At 65.6% G+C, this 15,099-nt stretch carries 15 protein-coding genes and 1 pseudogene; 6 read left to right on the forward strand and 10 right to left on the reverse strand.

The window, feature by feature from the left end; translation table 11 throughout:
• Nucleotides 1-3 precede the first annotated feature (3 nt).
• Nucleotides 4-945, reverse strand: coding sequence for a LysR substrate-binding domain-containing protein (locus tag O1Q03_RS17815; protein ID WP_269505093.1), 942 nt, complete (start codon nucleotides 943-945; stop codon nucleotides 4-6).
• 82 nt (nucleotides 946-1,027) lie between these two features.
• On the opposite strand from O1Q03_RS17815, the gene O1Q03_RS17820 reads away from it, so the two are divergent.
• Nucleotides 1,028-1,426, forward strand: coding sequence for a nuclear transport factor 2 family protein (locus tag O1Q03_RS17820; RefSeq protein WP_269505094.1), 399 nt, complete (start codon nucleotides 1,028-1,030; stop codon nucleotides 1,424-1,426).
• Between the two features lie 135 nt (nucleotides 1,427-1,561).
• On the opposite strand, the gene O1Q03_RS17825 is transcribed toward O1Q03_RS17820, so the two are convergent.
• The 4 genes from O1Q03_RS17825 to O1Q03_RS17840 all read right to left on the reverse strand — a co-directional run bounded on the left by O1Q03_RS17825 (nucleotide 1,562) and on the right by O1Q03_RS17840 (nucleotide 5,797).
• Nucleotides 1,562-2,572, reverse strand: coding sequence for a porin (locus tag O1Q03_RS17825; protein ID WP_269505095.1), 1,011 nt, complete (start codon nucleotides 2,570-2,572; stop codon nucleotides 1,562-1,564).
• Between the two features lie 163 nt (nucleotides 2,573-2,735).
• On the reverse strand, nucleotides 2,736-3,656 hold the full coding sequence (locus tag O1Q03_RS17830) for an aliphatic sulfonate ABC transporter substrate-binding protein (protein WP_269505096.1): 921 nt from the start codon (nucleotides 3,654-3,656) through the stop codon (nucleotides 2,736-2,738).
• Nucleotides 3,657-3,747: 91 nt separating this feature from the next.
• A complete protein-coding gene (locus O1Q03_RS17835; RefSeq protein ID WP_269505097.1) occupies nucleotides 3,748-4,908 on the reverse strand; it encodes an LLM class flavin-dependent oxidoreductase in 1,161 nt (386 codons plus the stop codon).
• A 40-nt stretch (nucleotides 4,909-4,948) separates the two neighbouring features.
• Complete coding sequence (locus O1Q03_RS17840; protein ID WP_269505099.1) at nucleotides 4,949-5,797, reverse strand: ABC transporter substrate-binding protein; 849 nt, start codon at nucleotides 5,795-5,797, stop codon at nucleotides 4,949-4,951.
• A 220-nt stretch (nucleotides 5,798-6,017) separates the two neighbouring features.
• Between O1Q03_RS17840 and O1Q03_RS17845 the strand changes: the two genes are divergently transcribed.
• Nucleotides 6,018-6,689, forward strand: coding sequence for an XRE family transcriptional regulator (locus tag O1Q03_RS17845; RefSeq protein ID WP_269505100.1), 672 nt, complete (start codon nucleotides 6,018-6,020; stop codon nucleotides 6,687-6,689).
• Between the two features lie 220 nt (nucleotides 6,690-6,909).
• On the opposite strand, the gene O1Q03_RS17850 is transcribed toward O1Q03_RS17845, so the two are convergent.
• The 5 genes from O1Q03_RS17850 to O1Q03_RS17870 form a co-directional block, all read right to left on the reverse strand.
• Complete coding sequence (locus tag O1Q03_RS17850; RefSeq protein ID WP_269505124.1) at nucleotides 6,910-7,482, reverse strand: PAS and helix-turn-helix domain-containing protein; 573 nt, start codon at nucleotides 7,480-7,482, stop codon at nucleotides 6,910-6,912.
• Between the two features lie 34 nt (nucleotides 7,483-7,516).
• A complete protein-coding gene (locus O1Q03_RS17855; RefSeq protein WP_269505101.1) occupies nucleotides 7,517-8,089 on the reverse strand; it encodes a DUF5943 domain-containing protein in 573 nt (190 codons plus the stop codon).
• A gap of 25 nt (nucleotides 8,090-8,114) precedes the next feature.
• Nucleotides 8,115-9,086 (reverse strand): dipeptidase, encoded by a 972-nt coding sequence (locus O1Q03_RS17860; protein WP_269505102.1) that lies wholly within the window; start codon nucleotides 9,084-9,086, stop codon nucleotides 8,115-8,117.
• A 55-nt stretch (nucleotides 9,087-9,141) separates the two neighbouring features.
• On the reverse strand, nucleotides 9,142-10,488 hold the full coding sequence (locus O1Q03_RS17865) for an MFS transporter (RefSeq protein WP_269505103.1): 1,347 nt from the start codon (nucleotides 10,486-10,488) through the stop codon (nucleotides 9,142-9,144).
• A gap of 144 nt (nucleotides 10,489-10,632) precedes the next feature.
• A complete protein-coding gene (locus tag O1Q03_RS17870) occupies nucleotides 10,633-11,814 on the reverse strand; it encodes a serine hydrolase domain-containing protein (protein WP_269505104.1) in 1,182 nt (393 codons plus the stop codon).
• Between the two features lie 617 nt (nucleotides 11,815-12,431).
• Between O1Q03_RS17870 and O1Q03_RS17875 the strand changes: the two genes are divergently transcribed.
• The 4 genes and pseudogenes from O1Q03_RS17875 to O1Q03_RS17890 form a co-directional block, all read left to right on the forward strand.
• On the forward strand, nucleotides 12,432-13,631 hold the full coding sequence (locus tag O1Q03_RS17875) for an aminotransferase-like domain-containing protein (RefSeq protein WP_269505105.1): 1,200 nt from the start codon (nucleotides 12,432-12,434) through the stop codon (nucleotides 13,629-13,631).
• A gap of 10 nt (nucleotides 13,632-13,641) precedes the next feature.
• A complete protein-coding gene (locus O1Q03_RS17880) occupies nucleotides 13,642-13,830 on the forward strand; it encodes a hypothetical protein (protein ID WP_269505106.1) in 189 nt (62 codons plus the stop codon).
• Nucleotides 13,831-13,918: 88 nt separating this feature from the next.
• The gene (locus O1Q03_RS17885) at nucleotides 13,919-14,521 is read left to right on the forward strand and encodes a pyridoxamine 5'-phosphate oxidase family protein (protein WP_269505107.1); all 603 of its coding nucleotides are present in this window, start codon (nucleotides 13,919-13,921) and stop codon (nucleotides 14,519-14,521) included.
• A gap of 6 nt (nucleotides 14,522-14,527) precedes the next feature.
• A pseudogene (locus O1Q03_RS17890) lies at nucleotides 14,528-14,989 on the forward strand (epoxide hydrolase); the annotation flags it as partial.
• Nucleotides 14,990-15,099 lie beyond the last annotated feature (110 nt).

The following is a 15,099-nucleotide window of genomic DNA, read 5'->3' on the forward strand; positions in this document are numbered from 1 at the left end:
CGATCAGTCCTCTCGCGCAAGGCGTAGCAAGATGTCGGCGAGCGCGCGAATTTTCGGTTGTGCCGCACGTTGGGGTGGGTAGACGAGGAAGTAGGAAAGGCCGTCTTCAACCACATCCTCGAACGGTGTCACCAGCGATCCGGCACGGAGCCGGTCTCTTGCCATTCGTGGGTCGCCGATTGCAATTCCGTGTCCTTCCATCGATGCCGCGAGCGTCAATTCGAGGGTATCGAATACAAGCCCACGTCCCGCATCGATCTGGCGGGCCCCAACGTGATCGAGCCAGCATCTCCACTCTGCGTGGCTGGGCCCCGGATGGAGCAAATCGACATGCGCAAGGTCGGCAACGGATCGCAATGAGGTTGCCAATGCCGGCGCGCACATCGGCGTGAGCCATTCGGGAAACAGCGGTACCGCTTCCATGCCGGTCCACTGTCCCGTGCCTCGCACGATGACGGCGTCGACGTCGGATGTCGTGAAATCCGGCGTATCGTCCGCGGACGTCGAAATACGAAGCTCCGTCCCGCTCATCGCGCGATGAATGTCCGGCAGCCGCGGAAGCAACCAGCGAACGGCGAACGTGGACGGCAACTTCAACGTGAGAACCGAAGTCTCCCGTGCATGGAAGTCCGCGTGCCGGACCAATTGCGTGAGCACGTTGACCGCGACCGTCAGCAGTGCGTTTCCTTCTGCCGTCAACGTCAGGCCCGATGCATGCCGCACGAACAATGCGCACCGGTAATGCGTTTCCAGCTGCTGTATCTGGCGGCTCACCGCGCCTTGCGTACGGCACAGATGATCCGCAGCCTTGCTGACGCTGCCGAGCTGCGCCGCGGCGACGAAGGACTGAATCGCTGCCAACGGCGGGAGGGGCCGCGTCAGGGCGGCCAGCGGATATGCATGCGCCGCATACCCGGGTTGCAAATTTTTCGATTGTTCGGTCATCGGTGCGTCGCTATCGTGCGTCTACCGGGTGCCCCGTTCTCATGCACGAACGGGATCGTCAACGAATGATCGGAGGATAACTTTGGGCTCAACGTCGGAATCACTCTATACGGAACAGGTTCGCGCTTACCTTCGGGAACTGGAGCGAGGCGATGTCGGCGCCATCTGCGCGCTATTTACGCCGGACGCGCAGATTTTCTCGCCATTTCTCGGCTGGATGCACCCGGAGCCCTTCTTTTCGAAGGTCGCTGCCGCATCGGGAGAAAGCAAGATTACACCGATCGATATCTGCGTCAGCGCGACCGGGGCTCGACGTGCGACAGGTTACTTCATCTACGACTGGGGCCTGAAAGACGGTGCGGTGGCGCGCTTCGAGTGCGTCGACGTGTTCGAGTTCGACGTCGCCGGGCTCATCGAACGGATGGTCATCGTTTACGACACCCATCCGATTCGCAGTACGGTCGGCGACAAGTACGCTTAGCCGGATCGGTGTCGCTCGATACGGCAGGCTGGCTTTGTGGCGCGCTGTTCTGCAGACGAGCGATGTCGATCAAGGTCGCGTTTCGGGCCCGAGCGCCTGCAGCAAGATCTCGAGAAACGCGGCGTGCGCGGCCAATCAGAATCGATGCTGGATGCCGATTTCGACGCCCTGCGCATCGGCGCCAGGATAGGCCACAGCCACGCCCGGCGTAGTCGAGGCCGTCAACGCGTAGGCCGAGCGCCCCTTGTTGACGAGCACCGCGCCGCTCGCGTACACCCAGGTCCGTTTTGACAGCCAATACGATGCCATCGCGCCCACGTGATCGGCGTTCAACCCGCCGCTGGTTCGGTCTTGCAAATGCGTGTAGACGAGCGCGAGCGTACCTGCCGGCGTGACACGATAGCCGCCGGATACGGTGTAGACGTTCTTGTCGACCGAGCGATCACTCTGCTGTGCGTGGTGGAAGCCCGCATAGAGGCGCAGCTTGCCGAAATCGTACGAGCCGCCGCCGAAGAAATCCTTCAACGTGCTCGAATTCGCGGCGTTGTCGACCGACTGGAAACCCACATCGAGATCGATCGGCCCGCGCGCGTAGGTTGCTGTCAGGTGATAGTTGTTGATGCCGCTGCTCGGGTGAGTCGAGCCGTCGCGCAAGCCCAGCATCGCCACGGCGGAAAAGCCGTACAGGTCGGGCGTGCCATAGTAGATCGCGTTGCTGGCGCGCACCGACAGCGTCGCGAAGCTGTTCAAGCCCGAGGCGATGGTGGAGGCACCGGTCGCGTCGAACTTGCCTTCGAGCGGCACGTAAAGCGGCGAGTTCTGGCGCCCGATGCGCACCTCGCCCCAACGGCCCGACAGGCCCACCCAGGCCTGCCGGTTGAACAGCGCCGTCGAATCGATCAGCGCGCCGTTGTTCAGCGAAAAGCCATTCTCGAGCGCGAAGTTGACGCGATTGCCGCCGCCGATCTCCTCCGAACCGCGGATACCGAAGCGCGAGCCCGTCTGCGCGCCGGACAGCTCGCGCACGGTGTTGCGGTTTCCCGAGTGCGACCAGTCGATCGACATGTCGAGCAGGCCGTAGATCGTCACGCTCGATTGCGCGTGTGCCGCCGGTGCGACGGCCGCGTAGGCGAGCAATGCGGGCAAGACGCGGCGCAACGATCGTTGAAACGGTTGACGTGTGTGGTTCATCATTAATTTTGAGCTACTGATTGTTGTGAGGTAGAGATCTCCAGCCCTGCCGCCGGACGCGATAGCCCGGCTCGACGCCGCCTCGCCCGGCCGCGCGGGCGAGGCGGCGCCGGTCCTGCTAGCGCCCTGCGTCGATCACGTGCGCGGGGACATCGGGCGCTTTCGGAATGATCCCGTTCTCCGCATACCAGGCCGCTACGCGCGCGATGCGTGCTGTGTCGTCCGGGGCGACGGCGCGCAGCGGCGAGACATTGTGCGCGCCAAGTGCCGGGGCGAGCGAGGGTGGCAAGCTCAGCTCCTTGGCCCAGATCCGGCCTGCCTCGTCGCGATGCGCGGCCGTCCAGACGTTTTCGTCGCGCAGCACCTTCAGCACGGTGCGCACCACTTGCGGATGCGCCTTCCAGTAATCGTCGCGCACGAAATAGCCGATTGCGTTGTCCGAACCGATGGCCCGGCCGTCGGCCAGCACGCGCGCATCGTAGTTCGATTCGGCGATCGTCAGGAACGGGTCCCAGGTCGCCCAGCCTTCGACGCTGCCGCCCACGAACGCGCCGCCCGTGTCGCTCGGCGACAGGTATTTGCGCTTCACACTGTGCGGGTCGATGCCGTTCTTGATCAGCGCGCGCACCAGCAGATATTCGCCGGTGCCGCCGCGGTTGACGGCCACCGACTTGCCGACCAGGTCGGCCAGCGTGCGGACGCTCGACTTGGCCGGTACCACGATCGCCTCGTTCTGCGCCGTCATCGGCTGATAGCCGAAGATCGACATTGGCGCGCCGCCGGCGATCGCCGTCACGAACGAGGTGGAGCTGCCGCTTGTCAGATCAACGGCGTTGGCGTTCAGCGCCTCGAATGCGGGGGCGGCGGCCGGAAACGGCCCGGCCCACACCACCTTGACGTGCTGCGCAGCCAGCGCGCTTTCGAGCGTGCCCTTCGCCTTCGCCAGCGTCAGGTCCGAGGTGCCCTTGAGGTAGGCGATGCGCAGCGTGGTGTCGCCGTTGGCATCGGCGGCTCGTACGGACGGGCTGGCCAGCATCATGCCGAGTGCGCCTGCACCTGCCGCGAGTGCCCCAACGGCGGCCAGCAACGCGCGCCGCGCGCGTGATTTCGGGTAAGTCGTTGTCATCGCGTCACTCCTTGGCCGCGCCGGTAGCCGGCGAAAACGCCGACAGGTCGCGATCGAACAGCGTCGACCATGTGAATGCTTTCTCGACAGGCGCCGCGCGACGCACCGGCAGATGCGGCAGCACCTGCTCGGCGAACCGGTAGGACTCCTCGAGCAGCGGCATGCCGGACAGGATGAACGTATCGATGCCGCGCGCCGCGTAGTCGTTCAGCGTGCGGATCACCGTTTCCGGCGACCCGACGATCGCCGTACCGGGCCCCGGCCGGACCAATCCGAGCCCGGACCACAGGTTCGGCGCAATTTCGAGCTCGCGCGCGTGCTTCGGGCGCTTGCCGCCGTGCAGCGCGCTCATCCTGCGCTGACCGACCGAATCGCTGCTCCCCACGAAACGCTGGTTGGCGGCGATTGCGTCGTCGTCCATCAGGCCGAGCAGTCGATCGGCTTCGGCCCACGCGGCCTCGTCGGTGTCGCGCAGGATCACGTAGAGGCGAACGCCATGACTGAGCGTGCGCCCGTAATGCGCGGCGCGCGCGTTGACCTGCTCGACGCGGCGGCCGATCTCGTCGGGCGTCTCGCCCCAGGACAGATAGGTGTCCACGTGCTTGGCCGCCACCTCGATGGCGGGCTCCGACGAGCCGCCAAACCAGAGCGGCGGCAACGAAATCGTCTTGCCGGCTGGCAGCGCGAGCTTCGCACCCTCTACGCTGAAGTACTTGCCCTCGTACGTGACCGATTCGCCCGCGAACAGGCGCTTCAAGATGGTCAGGTATTCGTCGGCCATCAGATAGCGCTCGTCGTGCGGGATCTTCATGCCGTACGCGCCGAGCATCTTCGCGTCGCCGGACACGATGTTCAGCAGCAGCCGGCCTTTCGAGAACTCCTGGAACGTCGCGGCCATCTTCGCGAGCAGCGTCGGCTGAATCAGGCCGGGGTGGATCGCGAGCAGGAAGTTCAGGTCGTCGGTGTACGGCAGCAGCGAGCCGCCGAGCACCCACACGTCGTGGGCGCCGGTTGCGAACAGCGCGCCGGTGAAGCCGAGATGGTCGTATCCGCGCGCCAGCTGTTGCAGGTAGCGATAGTTGATCGGGCGGGCGCCCTCGGGCGCCCACGGTGCATGTCCGTCAGGCGCGGTCAGGTACCAGAACACGTTCATCGGTGTCGTCATGGGAAGGCTCTAATAGGGAATCGAATGGGCGGGCTTGCGCTCAAGGGTGTGCGGTGGCGTGCACGTCGAGCGGCGCACGCAGCTCGCCGTGACGTATCAGCAGGTCCGCTTCGCGTTGTTGTTCGTCGAGAAATGCGGCGTCGGCCGCATCTAGCTCCCACGTGCGATCGGCAAGCGCCGCACGCCAGCCGGCCGCGTCGATACCGCTGACGCCGGCTTCGGCCAGTTGCCGCGCGTAGGGTGCGGGGTCGGCTGCGATCGACGCGCCAAGCGCATCGAGTGCGACCAGGAACGCCGCGATGTCGGCGGCTTGCTCGGTTGCCACCTCGCGATGCGCCCAGAACACCGAGCGGTTCGGCACGTGTTCGCCGATCCCGGCCAGTTGCCGCCAGCCGGTTTCGGCGCGCACGCGCTCGATCCACGGCGCCATCGCGATCCAGGCATCGGCCTCGCCGCCGAGAAGCGCGTCGTACGAAGCGGCCGGCGGCAGCTCGATGCGCGTGACATCAGCCAACGTCAAGCCGTCGCGTTCGAGCGCGGCGGCCAGGAACGAGGTGTGGAACGACCCGTCCAGCAACGCTATACGGCGGCCGGCCAACTGCGAGACGCGCTCGATGCCACCCGCCTCGCGCACCACGATTGCGCCGTTCGCCGCGCGCGGCCGCGATACCGCCACGTAGACGAGCGGCACACCGGCCGCCTGCGCGAGAAGCGGTGGCGTCGAGCCGGTGCCGCCCAGGTCGATTTCGCGTGCGGCGAGGCGCCGGCCCGTCTCGCGTCCTTCGGCATAGGGCACGAATCTCACGTCGACAGGCGCGGCTTCCGCCCAGGCCAGCGCCGCGATTTGCAGATGCAGGTTGTTCGGGTGCACGCCGATCCGCAAGCTCATCGGCCGCCTCGTCGGTGGCGGGTGTCGTCAAGTCGTCGCATGCGGTAAGATCCTCGCTTTAGTGAATAAAAATCGATCAGTAATTCGCTATAGGGGATTCTATTTCCTGATAGCGCACGAACTTAATGATCATTTCTCTTATCGTTATCGAATTTTGTGCGCTACGACCGCACGCGAATGGCGCACACTGCGCTCCGGCACAACCTGGGAGACGCCGCCTATGACGGGCATGGCCAACGAGATCGACGACGCATTCGTGGCGCGGCTGCGTGCGCTGGTGGCGCGCGCAGGCAGCGCCAGCGCGCTGGTCAAGCGCGCCGGCATTTCGACGAGCGGATTCCATAAATATCTGGCCGGTGCCGAGCCCACGCGCCGCGTGCTGATCGCGCTGGCGCAGGCCGGCGGCGTGCAGCTCGAATGGCTGGCCACCGGCGCGGGCGCCATGGATGCCGTTCCGCGCGACGACTGGCCTGATAACCACCTGACGTTGTTGCCGCTCTATTGCGACCGCGATCCCGCCGATGCCGCCGCTGGCCCGTTGAGCGATGCGCAGCAGGACAAGCTCGTGCAACTCGCGTTCTGCCGCGAGTGGCTCGCGAAGCACGGCTTCGATCCGGCGCATCTGGCGACGATCCGCGTGGCCGGTGATGGCATGGCGCCGACCTTCCGCCACGGCGACACGCTCGTCGTCGATACCCACCGGGAGACCGTGACCGACGGTGAGATCTATGTCGTGCGCGACAACGGTGCGCTGTTCATCAAGCGGCTGCAGCGCGGGCTCGGCGGCCGCGTCACGCTGCTGTCGGACAATCCGCGCTATCCGGCATTGGAGACGGAGTTGGGGCAGCTCGATATTGTGGGGAATGTGATCTGGCGCGGTGCGCTGTTGTAGACGGGAGGCATTGCGGCCGCACCGAACGACTGCTCAGGAACAAGACTGATGACCGCTTCGGGTCTGGTCGGCAAGCGACGTCCACGCAAAATCCACGAAGAACCTTTTTGCAGAGACCGAACGGCCGGAAGCCCGCCTCCTGCGACATGGCGCGCTGGAGCATGCGCTGTCGCGCGCGATCCAGCGTCACCACGCTCACGACGATCGGAACGCGCGCGACTCACGCCAGCAGGCGGCCGATAAGATCGTGGGTCGTTCGGACTTCATACTTCCGCAACAGGCTCGCGCGATGGATGTCGACGGTGCGCGGGCTGATGTTCAGCTCCTTGCCGATTTCCTTGCTGGTCAGGCCGTGAACCAGCAATGCGGCAACGTCGCGCTCGCGGTCGGTCAACGTGCTGGTGACGTCGGGATGCTTCGTGTCGCCCGACAGGTCGGTGAAGGTCCAGATGGCCAGCTCGAACGGGCGCTTCGAGTTGTAGCCGAAGCCGCACACGGTGACCCAGAAGTGGCTGCCGTCGATGCGCCGCATGATGCGGTCGTCGCTGAAGCCCGCGTGTTTCGCGAGCAGCGGGGCGAGGCGGCGGCCGGTCGTCGCGAAATCCTTCTGCTGCGGATACAGCTTCGCGAACGACTGGTCGATGATGTCGTCGCGGGTCGCCCTGAACAGCTGCAACGCGCGGTCGTTGCAGTCGACCATGATGCGTTCCTTCGCCACGATGGCCGCGACCGGCAGATGCCGGAAGAGATCTTCGTAGTCGAGGCTGGGCATCGTGTCGGTCATGTTCGGCATCGTGTCGACGGGCCCGAACGGGTTCGGACCCAGGCTAGCTGGCGGGTTCACTCCGGTCCGATTGTAGCGCTTGCCGCGCGAGCGGCTCGACATGAAAGACGCAGCACGCGTGCCCTTCGCCCGCACATTGCACTTCGGACGAAAACGCGCGCGGGCCCTTGCGTGCCGCGTCGGCCGCGGTGTCGTTGACCCAGTCCATCGCACCGGCGAACCAGCCGGCGAACATGTAGCAAAGCTTGCCGTGCGCGTCGGGTTGGGCCAGCACGAAGGACGAGTGATGCAGGTGGATGCGCGCATGCGAGGTTGCCGGATCGGCATCGACGATGCTGAACACCCCCCAGCCGCGCTGCGACAGCCGCGTCAGATAATGCTCGAACACCGCCATGCCGCCAATGCCGTGCTGCTTCGCTTCCTTGTCGCACCAGTGATAGGCCGACTTGTAGCCGGCGGGGTAGAGGATCGACGCATAGGCTTCGCGTCCCAGCGCTGCTTCGACCGCCACATGATTGTTCGTGAAGAAGTGGCGCGGGACGTACAGCATCGGCAATGCGTCGGTGGTCCAGACACCGGTGTCCGGATCGACGTCGATCGGTAGTTGTGGCTGCATGGCGGCGACCCGTGCGTTGTGGGAGTCAGACGTTCCAGACTTCGCCGAAGACCCGCAGCCAGTTCTCGCCCATCACCTTCCTGATGCGCGACTCGCTCCAGCCGGCGCGCTGCATCGCGGCGGTCAGGTTCGGGAATTCGCCGATCGTTCGGATCCCTTCCGGATTGATGACCTTGCCGAAGTCCGTCAGGCGGCGATAGCGGCCCTTGTCGTGCGTGATCCAGTCGAAGAATTCCGTGCTGTAGCCCTGCGTGAAGTCCGTGCCGATGCCGACCTTGTCTTCGCCGATCACGTCGATCACGTATTCGATCGCCTCGAGATAGTCGTCGATGGTGGCGTCGGCGCCGCGCCGCAGAAACGGCATGAACATCGTGACGCCGACGAAGCCATTGGCTTCCGCGATCTCGCGCAATTGATCGTCCGTCTTGTTGCGCGGATGCGCTTTCAGTGCGGACGGGCAGCAGTGCGAGTAGGTGACCGGCTTCTTCGAGCATGCGATCGCATCGGACGATGTCTTCGCGCCGACGTGCGACAGATCGACCATGATGCCGACCCGGTTCATCTCCTGGATCACTTCGCGGCCGTATCCGGACAAGCCGCCGTCCGGTTCGTAGGAGCCCGTGCCGACCAGGTTCTGCGTGTTGTAGCAGAGCTGCACGACGTTCACGCCGAGTTCCTTGAACACTTCGATATAGCCGAGGTTGTCCTCGAACGCATACGCGTTCTGGAAGCCGAAGATGATGCCCGTCTTGTTCTCCTTCTTCGCGCGCAGGATGTCGTCCGTCGTGCGCACCAGCGTGAGAATCTCGCTGTATTCGCGGATCTGCTGTTTCATCTCCGCGATGTTGTCGATCGTCTTCTGGAAGTCTTCCCACACCGAGACCGTGCAATTGACGGCCGTGACGCCGCCCTTGCGCATGTCTTCGAACACCGAGCGCTCGAATCTGGAAATGTTCAGGCCGTCGATGATGATGCTGGAGTCGTGAAGGCTGGTCATGGTGTCGCTCCGTGCGATGCTTTTTGCAGGCCGGCTCGAGGAGCCGGACGTAGGCTCAAACGGTGCGCCCGACGCCGCGCTTCGCGGTTTGGGCGGAGCGTGCCGTTGCCGGGCCGGCATCCTCGAGCGTCGTCTTCGACGTTTCCGGCAGCGCCAGGCCGCCGATCATCGCGAAGATCGACACGGCGATCAGGTAGTACGCCGGCGACAGGTTGGTGCCCGTCACGGAAATCAGCCACGTGGCGACGAGCGGCGCGGTGCCGCCGAAGATCGTGTACGCGAGGTTGTACGTGATCGCGGACGCCGTGTAGCGGGTCTTCGTCGCGAACACTTCCGACATCAGCGGTGCCGTCACGACGCCAGAGAACACCGCGCCGATGGCGAGCAGCGCGACGCCCACCAACGAGTGCGACAACACGCCCGAACCGCCCAGCGAGAAAGCCGGGTAGACCGACACGATGATGAAGAGGCAGGTGGTGGCGATCGTCGCGCGGCGGCCGACGAGGTCGGAGTAGAGGCCGGCGACCGGACACAACGCCGCGGCGAACAGAAGGGCGAGGACCGTCACGAGCAGCGACGTGCCGCGCGACAGGTGGCCGGCCACCTGCAGGTACGTCGCGAAATAGGTTGTGAACGTGTAGAACGACAGCGCGGTCACGGACACGAACGCGCCGAGCTTCAGGATATTCCACGACTGCGAGTGCAGCGTTTCCATCAGCGGTGCGTGCGCGATGTCGTGCTTGCCTTCGAGCGCCTGGAACGCCGGCGTTTCGTTCAGGTTGACCCGCAAGTAGACGCCGATGAGGCCGACCGGTGCGGCGATCAGGAACGGCACGCGCCAGCCCCAGTCGGTCATGGCCTGCGACGACAGCGACGCTTCGAGCAGATAGGCGACCACGGCCGCGCAGGCGAACGACGAGAACGTCGACACCGGCACGAAGCTGCCGAAAAAGGCGCGACGGCGGCGCGGCGCGTGTTCCATCACGTACGCGCACGCGCCCGCGTATTCGCCGCCCGCGGAGAAGCCCTGCACGCAGCGAATCATCGTGAGCAGCAACGGCGCCCAGTAGCCGATGCTTGCGTAGGTCGGCAGCAGGCCGATCAGCGTCGTCGAGCCGGCCATCATCAGGATCGTCAGCGCGAGCGTGCGCTTGCGCCCGATGCGGTCGCCGATGACGCCGAAGATCAGGCCGCCCAGCGGACGGAACGCGAAGGCCACCGCGAAGACGGCGAAGGTCTTCAGGAGACCGATGGTCGGGTCGCCGCTTGGAAAGAACTCGCGCGTCAGGATCGTGGCGAGAAAGCCGTATGCGGCGAAATCGAACCATTCGACGAAATTGCCGATGGACGCTGCGGCGATCACGCGCCGGAGTGTTTTGGGGTCGACGTCCTGGGTGGTCATGGTCATGTCCTCTCTACGTGTGGGCGCTCGGGTTCGCGTCGGAAATCATGGTAGGGAGGCCAATTACCTAGGTCGATAGGTGTCAATTACCTAGGTAATCGGGGGCGGGTGTGGGGCAGGGGGGAGCCTTTCCCATTCCACGCGTTACCTCGCGCCATAAACCGCATTACGCAGATCGACCGTGTACTGCCCGTTCATCCCTTCATACAGCGTGTTCGACAGCGACACGACCGTGAGCCCGCGTGCGCGGTCGACGAACCACGAGTGACCATACACACCGCCCCAACGCCAGGTCCCGGCCGATTCGGGCGACGCGGCCGCCCGCGGGTCGCGCAACACGGAAAAGCCGATCCCGAAGCCCGCGCCGGGCCGGTCCGGCAACGCGATATCGCCCGTTTGTACGCGGCCCATCTCGTCGACCAGCGCGGCAGGCAGTAGCGCACCGCCGCCCGCGCGCAGCGTGTCGAGCACGTTCAGCACGTCGCCGGCGGTGCCGACCATGCCGGCGCCGCCCGACGGGAACGCTTGCGCATCGAGCGCGCGCGACGGGGCGTAGGTCACGCCGACGAACCCTTCGACGATGGGCACCGTCTCGTTCTCCGCGAGCCGATGCGGCTGCGGCGTGTCGTTGACATAAGGGGTGGCGAGCCGCGCGGCATCGCGTGCGACGAACGCCGTGTCGCGCGCACCGAGCGGACGCAGCACGAGCGCATCGATCGCTTCACCGAGCGGCACGCCGCAGACGGCCTCGATCAGCGCGCCGACGACGTCGATCGCGACCGAGTAGTTCCAGTTCGTTCCGGGCGCATACAGCAACGGCACGCTCGCGATCCTGCGCACGTTTTCGCCGAGCGTGATCGTCGCGCCATCCAGGCCGTCGGAGATGCCCGCGCGTGCATAGACGCCATTCTCGTCGAGTTCCGCGAAGCGATAGCCGAGGCCGGCCGTATGCGTGAGCAACTGGCGCACGGTGATCGCCGGCACGCGACCGTCGGGCAGCGCGGGGCGGAAATCGGGCAGCCAGCGCGTGACGTCTTCGTCGAGCGACAGCTTGTGTTGCGCGACGAGCACCATCGCGGCCGTCGAGACGATCGGCTTCGTCACCGACGCGAGCCTGAACAACGTGTCTTCGCGCATCGGCGAGCGCGCCTCGCGGTCGGCGAATCCGCCGGCGCGGCGATAGACGAGCTCGCCGTTGCGCGCGACCAGCACGACCGCGCCAACGAGGCGCTGCGTGTCGAGCTGGCGGGACAGGACCGCGTCGATGCGCTCGACGAGCGCAGGATCGGTTTGCGGTTGCGGTGACGATGAGAGCGAGGCGGGCATGCGGGACTCCGTCGTGATGGGGTTTGCCCGACATGTTACGGGCGTTCGCCGGAAGCGGCGCTAACCCGTACGCGGAGCAGGGCTACGAGCGCCGGGCGCGGCGGCGTGTCAGCTCGCAGCGGCGATCACGAGCACCGACTGTGGGGTATGGGGCGCTGCGGTTCGGACGTCGTCGGGACTGCGACGGGAGCCCGCGCGAAAATGACCGACCACGTTGTGCCGCTGGAAATCGACATCGAATGATGCAAATGAAAGTCGTGCCTCCGTGGCGTGTCACGGGGGCGGGGCGCGCCTGCGAATGATGTCGTCGTCACACGGCATTGAAGACGGTCGCTGCAACGCCCCGTCTCGGTACTAATGGGAACGTGGGCCGTACCATCCAAACTTGCTCTGGTGGACAGGAAGCGCGAGTGCTTCCGGAAGCCATGGCTGATTCGTTACGTCTCTCCCCAATTGATGACCAAACCGCAAGACCTAGTGCATAGATATCGTTTGCCGCCGCGTTAATGACTATCGACAATCGTGGCTCGAATTCACCGCCGAGGTGCACCGAAGCGCCGCGGCGGGCGGCATTTGTCGGCTATCCCGGCCGTCCCTGCCATCCAGCTCACGACGACATGTACGCGTTCACGCCCTCATTCCAGAATCCTGCCGGTTCGCCGATCCGCGAGCTGTTCAAGTACCTCTCCGAACCGGGGATGATTTCGTTCGCGGGTGGCTACCCGGCCAGCGACCTGTTCGACGTCGACGGCCTGAACGCGGCCGCCGAGCGTGCATACGCACAGCCGGTCCGCTGCCTGCAGTACGGTCCGACCGACGGTCTCGCCGAACTGAAGCAACAGCTGATCGCGTTGATGGCGCGCCGCAACGTCACCTGCACGCCGGCCGAGCTGCTCGTCACGACCGGGTCGCAGCAGGGCCTCGACCTGCTGCTGCGCGTGATGGTCGCGCCGGGCGACGTCGTGCTGACCGAACAACCGGCGTACCCGGCGACGCTGTCGGCGATGCGGCTGCAACAGGCGCGCATCGTGACGATTCCCGTCGACGGCGAAGGCCTCGACGTCGATCGCCTCGCGTCGCAACTCGCATCGGGCGAGATCGCGCAGCCGAAGCTGCTGTATACGGTGCCGACCTTCGCGAACCCGACCGGCGCGACGCTCACGCGCGAACGCCGTGTGAAGCTGCTGCGTCTGGCCGTGCAGTACCGTTTCCTGATCGTCGAGGACGATCCGTACGGCGACCTGCGTTTCGCGGGCGAAGCCGTGCCGTCGATGCTCGCGCTCGCGAGCGAAGTCGACGGCGCACGCGACTGGATCGTGCACTTCGCGAGCCTGTCGAAGATCGTCGCGCCCGGCCTGCGTGTGGGCTGGACGATCGCACCAGCCGAGATCGCGCGACGCTGCGTGATCGCGAAGCAGACGGTCGACCTGTGCAGCACGCCGTGGACGCAAGCCACCGCCGCGGAATATCTCGCCGACGGCGCACTCGAGCGCCATCTGCCGCGCATCACGGCGGCCTACCAGCGCAAATGCGACGCGATGTGCGACGCGTTGCGCGACGGTTTCGGCGATGCGATCACGTTCCATCGTCCGGAAGGCGGGATGTTCGTGTGGGCGCGAATCGGCGCGGTGTCGTCGGATGTGCTGCTGCAACAGGCAATCGCAAACAAGATCGTGTTCGTGCCGGGCAAGGCGTTCTTCGCGGACAACGTCGACGCCGCATCGCTGCGCCTGTCGTTCGCGGCGCCCGACGTCGACGCGATCCGGGAAGGCGTTGCGCGCCTCGTGCGCGCGTATGGTGCGGCGCTCGCCGCGTGAGGAGACATACATGAACTTCATCGTCAACGACAGCGCATGGATGGACGAAGCGCCGGGCATGGCCGACATCCGTCCCGTCGAGCACAAGTCGTCGCAGATCAATGCGGGCCCGCAGTATGTCGCCGACGTGCTCGGCCGCTTCGGCGCGGATTCGACCGACTTGAATGACGCGGCGCCGGTCGTGCTCGGTTACAACTGAACCGCGTGGTGGCGCGCAGCGGACGAGGGTGCCGCCGTCGAAACGGTTAAGCTGACGCGATCAAATCATGCAGGATCGCCGCATCATCATGTCCGATATCGCTTCCGAATCGCTCGCGCAAACGTACGATCGTCTGTGGGCCTGCCTCGAGTCCGGCGTCAGCGTGCAGCGCTCGCCGTTCACGATGCTGCAGGCCGCGACGCTCGGCCTCGACGGCGCGCCGAAAGTGCGCACGATCGTGCTGCGGCAGGTGTGCCGCGCCGATCGTCTGCTGTCGTTCCATACCGATGTGCGCTCTGCCAAGGTCGAGGAGCTGCGTCGCGATCCGCGTATCGCGATCGTCGCGAACGATCTCGATGCGCTCGTGCAGATTCGCGCGGAAGGCGTCGCATCGATTTGCGACGACGACGCGCAACGTCGCGCGATCTGGCAGTCGAGCCGCCCGCATACGCTGCTGTTGTATCGCGCGCCGTTGCGGCCGGGCACGCCGATCGAGTCGCCTGAAGAGGCGTACATCGAGGCGAACGAGAGTCCGGCTACGGCACCCGATCACGACGGTTACCAGAATTTCTGCCTGATCCGCGTCACGGTGATGCGCATCGACTGGCTCGAACTCGCGCGCACCGGCCATCGCCGGGCAGTGTTCGACCTGAACGACGACGGCTACGAAGGCGGCTGGGTCGCCCCCTGACTGCGGCGGCTTCGCTGCTACAAACGCGTCATCACGGACATCGACGGGCTCGACATTCACTTCATCCACGTGCGCTCGCGTCACGAGAACGCGATGCCGATGATCATGACGCATGGCTGGCCGGGTTCGGTCTTCGAGCTGCTGAAGGCCATCGGCCCGCTGACCGACCCGACCGCACATGGTGCAAGCGCCGACGATGCGTTCCACGTCGTCGTGCCGTCGCTGCCGGGCTTCGGTTTCTCGGGCCGTCCGGCGGAGACGGGCTCGGGATCCGACCACATCGCGCGCGCATGGGGCGAGCTGATGGCGCGCCTTGGCTATACGCGCTTCGTGTCGCAGGGCGGCGACTGCGGATCGGTGATCTCGCACCGGATGGCAATGCAGCGCGTGCAGGGGCTGGCCGGGATTCACGTGAACATGCCGGCGACGGTGCCGCCGGACATCGCGATGCTGCTCGCGACCGACTCCCGACATCGAAGCGGCAATACGCGGACGGCTACGTCGCGGTGCTCAGCGTGCCGGGATCGTCAAACCTGCGCCGACGCATCGGTGCACGGGCCCGCATGTGCCGCGCAGCC

The sequence above is a fragment of the Burkholderia sp. IMCC1007 genome, assembly GCF_027257875.1.
Lineage (GTDB): Bacteria > Pseudomonadota > Gammaproteobacteria > Burkholderiales > Burkholderiaceae > Burkholderia.